Origin of the sequence: Lachnoanaerobaculum sp. ICM7, from assembly GCF_000287675.1 — a bacterium.
GTDB lineage: Bacteria > Bacillota > Clostridia > Lachnospirales > Lachnospiraceae > Lachnoanaerobaculum.
Genome location: NZ_ALJL01000008.1, coordinates 1 through 7,728, shown reverse-complemented (window position 1 = coordinate 7,728; position 7,728 = coordinate 1). Strand labels below are relative to the sequence as shown.

The 7,728-nt window shown below is 38.1% G+C and carries 5 protein-coding genes, 1 tRNA gene and 1 rRNA gene; all 7 read left to right on the top strand.

From position 1 onward, the window contains the following. Positions 1–382: 382 nt before the first annotated feature. On the top strand, positions 383–1,549 hold the full coding sequence (gene recA / locus HMPREF1140_RS01435) for a recombinase RecA (RefSeq protein ID WP_009662148.1): 1,167 nt from the start codon (positions 383–385) through the stop codon (positions 1,547–1,549). After that, positions 1,546–2,148: a regulatory protein RecX gene (locus HMPREF1140_RS01430; protein ID WP_009662146.1), complete on the top strand. Its 603-nt coding sequence runs from the start codon at positions 1,546–1,548 to the stop codon at positions 2,146–2,148. Before recA ends, HMPREF1140_RS01430 begins: the two co-directional genes overlap by 4 nt. A gap of 273 nt (positions 2,149–2,421) precedes the next feature. Then, a complete protein-coding gene (locus tag HMPREF1140_RS01425; protein WP_035619688.1) occupies positions 2,422–4,254 on the top strand; it encodes an NAD(P)-binding protein in 1,833 nt (610 codons plus the stop codon). Then, positions 4,248–5,969 carry a [FeFe] hydrogenase, group A gene (locus HMPREF1140_RS01420; protein ID WP_009662147.1) on the top strand — a complete coding sequence of 574 codons (1,722 nt, stop codon included), beginning with the start codon at positions 4,248–4,250 and terminating at the stop codon, positions 5,967–5,969. The genes HMPREF1140_RS01425 and HMPREF1140_RS01420 overlap by 7 nt, the downstream gene beginning before the upstream one ends. A 140-nt stretch (positions 5,970–6,109) precedes the next feature. Beyond that, positions 6,110–7,006 carry a DUF6630 family protein gene (locus HMPREF1140_RS01415; protein WP_009662145.1) on the top strand — a complete coding sequence of 299 codons (897 nt, stop codon included), beginning with the start codon at positions 6,110–6,112 and terminating at the stop codon, positions 7,004–7,006. 100 nt (positions 7,007–7,106) lie between these two features. Then, positions 7,107–7,194, top strand: a tRNA-Ser gene (locus tag HMPREF1140_RS01410). A gap of 358 nt (positions 7,195–7,552) precedes the next feature. Beyond that, positions 7,553–7,728: ribosomal RNA gene (locus HMPREF1140_RS01405) — 16S ribosomal RNA — on the top strand; the annotation flags it as partial.

Genomic DNA, 7,728 nt, shown 5'->3' with positions numbered 1-7,728 from the left:
CATAGATAACCTCCACACCTTATTATATCATAAAATACTAGAAAATACTATATATTAAAACGAATATTTTGATAAAAAAATTGATTAAGAAAGATAGGATACATGCGGGTTCTAGGACTTTTCTAATACTTATTTAGGAAAACAAAGTGTCAAAGACCCGGATAAATAATATATTAAAGCAGGATGCATAAATTGATGCAATCCTGCATTTTTTATGTTACAATCATATTACATGGCAGATATTATATTTTTCAAAAATTTCAATAATTATTTTATATTCTTAGTTTTAATGTCTTAATTTTAATTCCCTTTATATCATTGTTGACAAATAAAAGAGAAGCATATACAATAAAACAAGAACATACATTCGATGGAGGTTGTTATGAAGAAGGAAAAAAGTTCCAAAGCAGCACAACAGGTTAAAAGAGTAATGGAAAAAAGTGAGAAACAGGCGGCACTTGAGTCTGCCTTGACACAGATAGAGAAGGCATACGGTAAGGGTTCGGTGATGAAGCTGGGAGACGGAAATACAAATATGTTTGTAGAGACCATTCCTACAGGTTCACTGGGGCTTGATATAGCATTAGGTGTAGGCGGCATTCCGAAGGGAAGAATTATAGAGGTATATGGACCGGAGTCATCAGGTAAGACAACCGTAGCCCTTCATATGGTAGCCGAAGCTCAGAAGCTTGGAGGTATTGCGGCATTTATAGATGCGGAACATGCGCTTGATCCTGTTTATGCGGATAAGATAGGTGTAAATATAGACGAGCTGTATGTATCACAGCCTGATAACGGTGAGCAGGCGCTTGAGATTACGGAGACTATGGTAAGATCCGGTGCTATTGATATTATAATAGTCGACTCTGTAGCGGCACTTGTACCCAAGGGCGAGATAGAAGGAGATATGGGAGATTCCCATATGGGCTTGCAGGCAAGACTTATGAGCCAGGGACTCAGAAAGCTTACAGGTATAGTAAGCAAGAGCAATTGTATAGTTATCTTTATCAACCAGCTAAGAGATAAGATAGGTGTAATGTTTGGAAGCCCGGAGACCACCACCGGAGGTAGAGCCTTAAAATTTTATGCATCTGTAAGACTTGATGTAAGAAAAGTTGAGCAGATTAAGCAGGGCGGTGAAATCATAGGAACCAAGACCAGAATAAAGGTTGTTAAAAACAAAGTGGCACCTCCTTTCAAAGAGGCCGAGTTTGATATAATGTACGGACTGGGTATATCAAAGTCCGGAGAGATACTTGATCTGGCGGTTGCAAGTGATGTTGTGGAAAAAGGCGGTGCATGGTACTCTTATGAAGGAAACAAGATCGGTCAGGGAAGAGAAAATGCAAAGACTTTCCTCATGGAAAATCCTGAGATTTGTGAGAAAATAGAAGAGCAAATCAGAGAAAAGTTTGTACTTGAAGCTGAAAAGAACGGAAAAACTTTAGAGTATGACTCTGTAGATGATGATGACGAAGAGTTTGACGGTTCACCTATAGAGGATGATATGGATGAAGCCGGCGGCATAGAGCTTGAGGAAGAAGATTGATTGTAAGTGAAATTATTTCTCTGAATACCAAAAAAAGCAAAGTTATATTTCAGGATGGAGAAAGTCTTGCCCTATATAACGGCGAAATCAGACGACTGGATATTGCTGTTGGAAAAGAGATAGATGAAGAGGAATATTATACAACCATCTATCCGGTTTTAAAAAAGAGAGCTTTTGCAAGGCTGATGCATATACTTGAGAAATCTTTTAAGTCGGAAAACGATATAGTAAAAAAGCTGAAGCTCTCATTTTACCCTGATGAGGCCATCAAAGAGGCTATAGAAAAGGCAAAAAAATTCGGCTACATAGATGATGACAGATATGCCGAGCGATATATCAATACATATAAAGATAAGTACAGCAAAATGAAATTAAAATACAAGCTGCTGGAAAAGGGCATAAATAAGGAAATTATTGATAATGCACTGGAATCATTTACAGTAGATGAAGAGCCTATGATAAAAAAGCTTCTTAATAAAAAACATTATTTTGAAACTGAGGAACCTGATAAAAAACAAAAGATAATTGCCTCTGTAATGAGACAGGGATTCAAATATCAAAAAATAAAAGATGTTATAAAAGACACTTCTATGAGTTAGAGACACTCAAGGAAGTGTCTTTTTTGTGAGATTATTAGCATGTAACGCTAGTTAAATAACAAACATATTTGTTAAATAAAATACTTTTCAGAAAAGTATTACAATATTTATAAAAAAAGTATATAATGAATGCATAAAGTTCGTATCAAATAAATGTAAAGATATGTGCTCTTATTATTTCATGAAATAGACAATTTAAAATCTATATATGTAATTCATTTACATATATTAATCTACCGGTAAAACGGTTAAATAATTCTAGGAGTAAGAGGTATGAGTAGATTAGAAATAGTCTCCCCAAGTAGAGCCAGAATTGTTATGGAGGAGCTATACAAAAATTTAGAAAGAAGAATCGAGGCATCTCCTCCTGGGCTTTGCCCGGTTGATATGTCAAGAGCTTTCTTGGAATTGGCTCACGCTCAGACTTGTGGTAAATGTGTTCCATGCAGAATCGGTTTAGGACAGCTTGAAAAGCTGATCGAAAACGTGCTTGACGGTAAGGGTAGTATGGCTTCTTTGAAGTTAATGGAGAAGACAGCCCTCAGTATTATGGAATCGGCAGATTGTGCCATAGGCTATGAAGCGGCAAATATGGTTTACAAAGGTATTATAGGATATAGAGATGACTATATCGAACATATAGCACATGGCAGATGTACATGCTCATACAATCAGCCTGTACCTTGTGTAAATTTATGTCCTGCACAGGTGGATATACCGGGATATATTGCTCTTATAAAGGAAGGCAGATATGCAGACTCTGTAAGATTGATAAGGAAAGATAATCCTTTCCCTACTACTTGCGGATTTATTTGCGAGCATCCTTGTGAGGCAAGATGTAGAAGAAACATGGTGGACGACTCTATAAATATTCGTGGTTTAAAGAGAGTTGCAGCAGATTTTGCGGGAGAAGTCGATCCTCCAAAATGTGCTCCGTCTACAGGTAAAAAAGTTGCAATACTCGGTGGTGGACCGGGTGGACTTAGTGCGGCTTATTTCCTACAGCTTATGGGACATCAGACAACTGTATATGAGATGCTGCCTGAGCTTGGAGGTATGTTAAGGTACGGTATTCCGAATTACAGATTACCGAAGGACAGACTTGATGAGGATATCAAGGCTATTTTAAAGACAGGTGTAGAAGTTAAGCATGGTCTCAAGATTGGAGAAGATATTACAATGGACGACTTGAGAAATGCTTTTGATGCGGTGCTTATAACTATAGGCGCAAGTACAGATAAGAAACTTGGACTTGAGCATGAAGATGCAAACGGTGTGGTATCTGCTGTAGAATTCCTGCGTGATGTAGGAAAGAATATTATAAAAGATCTTACAGGCAAAAATGTTTGTATAATCGGTGGCGGAAATGTATCCATGGATGCTGTAAGAACCGCAAAGAGAATGGGTGCAAAGAAAGTAAGTATTGCATATAGAAGAAGAGTTGCCGATATGACAGCTTTACCGGCTGAGATAGAGGCGGCGGTTGCAGAGGGCATTGAGCTTAGAACTTTGATGGCACCATCCGCTATAGATGTTGATGAGAACAATAATATAAAGGGTATATATGTAAAACCTCAGATGATCAGCTCTATTAAAGACGGAAGAGCAAGTGTAAAGGCTACAGGCGAGGAAGATGTTTATATTCCTTGCGATATACTTGTAGTTGCAATCGGTCAAAATATAGAGACAAAGCATTTTGAGGAAGCGGGAATCCCTGTATCTAACGGAAAGATAATTACAGATTCTACAGGTGCATTTAAGGATATGCCGGGAGTATTTGCCGGAGGAGACTGTGCCAGCGGACCGGCTACGGTTATCAAGGCTATCGGTGCGGCTAAGGTAGTAGCTGCAAATATTGACGAGTATTTAGGTTATCACCATCAGATAAGTGTAGATGTGGAAATTCCTGAGGCAAGTCTTGAGGATAAGAGTCCTTGTGGCAGAGTAGAGCTTACAGAAAGAGAAGCTTGTGAGAGAGTTCTCGATTTTGACGGCGTTGAAAATTGCATGACAGAAAAAGAAGCAAAGCAAGAGGCAGGCAGATGTTTAAGATGCGACCACTTCGGCTTCGGTATTTTCAAAGGAGGTAGGGAGAGTATATGGTAAACTTAACTATTGATAATGTACCTGTTTCCGTAAAAGAAAATACTACTATTATGGAAGCGGCGGCGAAAATAGATATAAATATTCCGAAACTGTGTTTCTTGAAGGATTTGAATGAAATAGCGGCATGTAGAGTATGTGTCGTTGAATTAAAGGGTAAAGATAAACTTATCACATCATGTAATAATGTGTGTGAAGAGGGCATGGAGATCTTTACAAACAGTAAAAAAGTAATCAGAGACAGAAGAAAAACTGTAGAGCTGATACTTTCACAGCATGACAACAGATGTGTAATATGCGCTAAGAGCGGCAACTGTTCACTTCAAAAAGTTGCCAATGACCTAAATATACTTGAGATACCTTTTGCTGTTGAGCTTGAAAAACAGCCGTGGAATAAAAATTTCCCGCTTATAAGAGATTCATCCAAATGTATTAAGTGCATGAGATGTATACAGGTTTGTGATAAGATGCAGACTTTAAGTGTTTGGGATCTCCACGGTACAGGAGCAAGAACTACGGTAAACGTAACCGGATATAAAAAGATTGAAGAAGCCGACTGTTCACTTTGCGGACAGTGTATAACACATTGTCCTGTAGGTGCATTGAGTGAAAGAGATGATACTTCAAAGTTCTGGGAAGCTGTTGCCGATCCTGAGAAGACGGTTGTTGTTCAGATTGCACCTGCTGTAAGAACAGCATGGGGTGAGGTTTTCGGACTTAAGGATAAGGATGCAACTGTAGGAAAGATTGTTGATGCATTAAAGAAGATGGGTGCAGACTATGTGTTTGATACCTCATTCTCAGCAGACTTGACAATTATGGAAGAGGCAAATGAGTTTGTACACAGATATACAAACGGACTTATCGGAGACAGACCTATGTTTACATCATGTTGTCCGGGTTGGGTAAGATTTGTAAAATCACAATATCCGAGAATGACAAAGTCACTTTCAACAGCAAAGTCTCCACAGCAGATGTTCGGTGCTGTAATGAAGTCTTATTTTGCTGAAAAAATAGGTGTAAAACCTGAGAATATGGTTTCTGTTTCTATAATGCCTTGTGTAGCTAAAAAAGGCGAAAGAGAAATGGAACTCTTCCATGGTGAATATGCAGGTCATGATGTGGATATTGCGCTTACAACAAGAGAGCTTACCCGTATGATAAGAGCTTCTCATATAGATCCGAAGAGTCTTGAGGATGTAGTAGCCGACAGACCGATGGGTGACTATTCGGGAGCGGGAGTAATATTCGGTGCTACAGGAGGAGTAATGGAGGCGGCACTAAGAACCGCTTACAGCATTATAAAGAAGGAAAATCCGCCTGCGGACGCATTTAAGCCTGTAAGAAGTAAGGCATTCCAAGAGAATGACGGAACGGTGGAAGCTAAATTTAAGATAGATGATATAGAACTTAATATTGCTGTGGTGAGCGGACTCGGTAACACCAGAAAATTGATTAACAAGATTGAACGCGGCGAAGCAAAGTATGACTTTGTCGAAGTAATGGCATGTCCGGGAGGCTGCGTAGGCGGTGGTGGACAACCTGTAAAGGATGGCTATGAGCTTGCATTTAACAGAGGAAAGAAGCTTTACTTCCTGGATGAGAACTCCGAGATAAGATACTCACATGAGAACAAAGATATTATTGCACTGTATGACGAGTATTTCCATAAACCTCTTTCACATAGGGCACATGAGCTTTTACATGTACACGAGTAATGTTTTTATAATAAAATAGTTTTGAACTCGTGATTTACATATCGGTACGAGTGCGTTAAATAAATTTATTTTTCTAAGGAAGTGTTTTTACATTTCCTTAGAATTTTTGTATGCAATATTATTAAGATGGAGATTAGAGTATGTTGTTTAATATCTTTAACAAGAGAAAGTCTGATTGGAAACTTGATATTGACGGAGTAGAAAAGGGTGGATGTACAATAGAAGATGTTGAAAAACTGTTAGATTCTATAAGAAACGGTAAGATATATTTTATTGTCTTGACACCGGCAAAGAAGGTGGATGTAAATAGCAGGAGATTGAATTTCGTACAGATATGTAGGGATGAAGGTGATGATAATTATCATTTTGAAGTAAGCACATCGGATGTTAATGACAGTGATAACATTATTATTTATGGCAAGGAAGGGTTTGGCAAAGATAAGGTAATGGATATGATTCAACTTCTGATGAAGGATGATATAGTTCCTGATTATTCCGGTTGGGGAGTTGTATTTGACAGTGCAGATGTCAAAATAGATAATGCTGAAGTCTATAGAGAGCTTGTAAAGACAATATCGGATGATAAAGGTTTTTTGCAAAATATGGACAGATGTTTTTGCTATCCGAGAGAGTACTTTAAAGATAATGCGGACAGGTATGATGATAGGGGTATTACAAGCAGAGATGCTATAGATACATTTGTTTGGATTGCCGTAGCGGATGAGATGCTTGAGAGCGGGATCGCAATAGAGCTTGATTGGAAAGAGGAAAAAGACGAATTCTTATCACGCATAGAAGAATTGACAAAAGAGAATAATCTTGTTGTGGATGAAGGTATGCTTGATGATGAAGGGGACATTCCGTCTTGGTGTAAAGAGTTGGACAATAAATGGATGAAAGACGGGTATTGTGTAGCGGGTATTGATATTGATAGCGACAGTTATGTATTATTCGTATGTAAAACAGATAATTTAAAGAGTTTGACAGAACTTGCCAAGAGTATAAATCACAGGATAGATTTTGCTAAGAATATGTGATTTTTTGATTTGCCAAAAATGTGTTAAAAAACTTTAAAAAAGTTATTGACAAGATTAGAGTTATTCTTGTATAATGTCTAGGCATTGCGAAAGCAAATGAGGAGAAGTACTCAAGAGGCCGAAGAGGCGCCCCTGCTAAGGGTGTAGGTCGGGCAACCGGCGCGAGGGTTCAAATCCCTCCTTCTCCGCTTCTTGTCAAAGAAGTTTAAAAAAGTCTTGACAAGATAAGATTGATATGATACCATATCAAAGTTGCTCCAAAAGAGCAAAAGCTTAAAATAATCTCAATAATAACTTAAAAAAGTTGTTGACAAGATAAAGTGAGCTTGATATAATAGCTAAGCTGTTTCAAACAGCAAGCAAACGAACCTTGATAATTTAAGATTAAACAGTACACACAACCCTGAAAATAACTTAATTATTTATAAAATAATTGATGAGATTTCAGAAAAAACAACGTTTAGATTCGAACAGAATTTAAAACCTTTAAAAAACAGTAGATCTGTGAAAACAGATGCAAGCTAGCGAGAAGGCTAGATTAAACTTTTACATGAGAGTTTGATCCTGGCTCAGGATGAACGCTGGCGGCGTGCTTAACACATGCAAGTCGAACGAAGCTGCTTAAAGGAAGTCTTCGGATGGAATTTAGGTAGACTTAGTGGCGGACGGGTGAGTAACGCGTGGATAACCTGCCTTATACAGGGGGATAACGGAGAGAAATT

Excerpts from the sequence above, each read along its gene's own strand:
- HMPREF1140_RS01420 (WP_009662147.1), top strand. The coding sequence starts at position 4,248 with ATGGTAAACTTAACTATTGATAATGTACCTGTTTCCGTAAAAGAAAAT.
- HMPREF1140_RS01425 (WP_035619688.1), top strand. The coding sequence starts at position 2,422 with ATGAGTAGATTAGAAATAGTCTCCCCAAGTAGAGCCAGAATTGTTATG.
- recA (WP_009662148.1), top strand. The coding sequence starts at position 383 with ATGAAGAAGGAAAAAAGTTCCAAAGCAGCACAACAGGTTAAAAGAGTA.
- HMPREF1140_RS01415 (WP_009662145.1), top strand. The coding sequence starts at position 6,110 with ATGTTGTTTAATATCTTTAACAAGAGAAAGTCTGATTGGAAACTTGAT.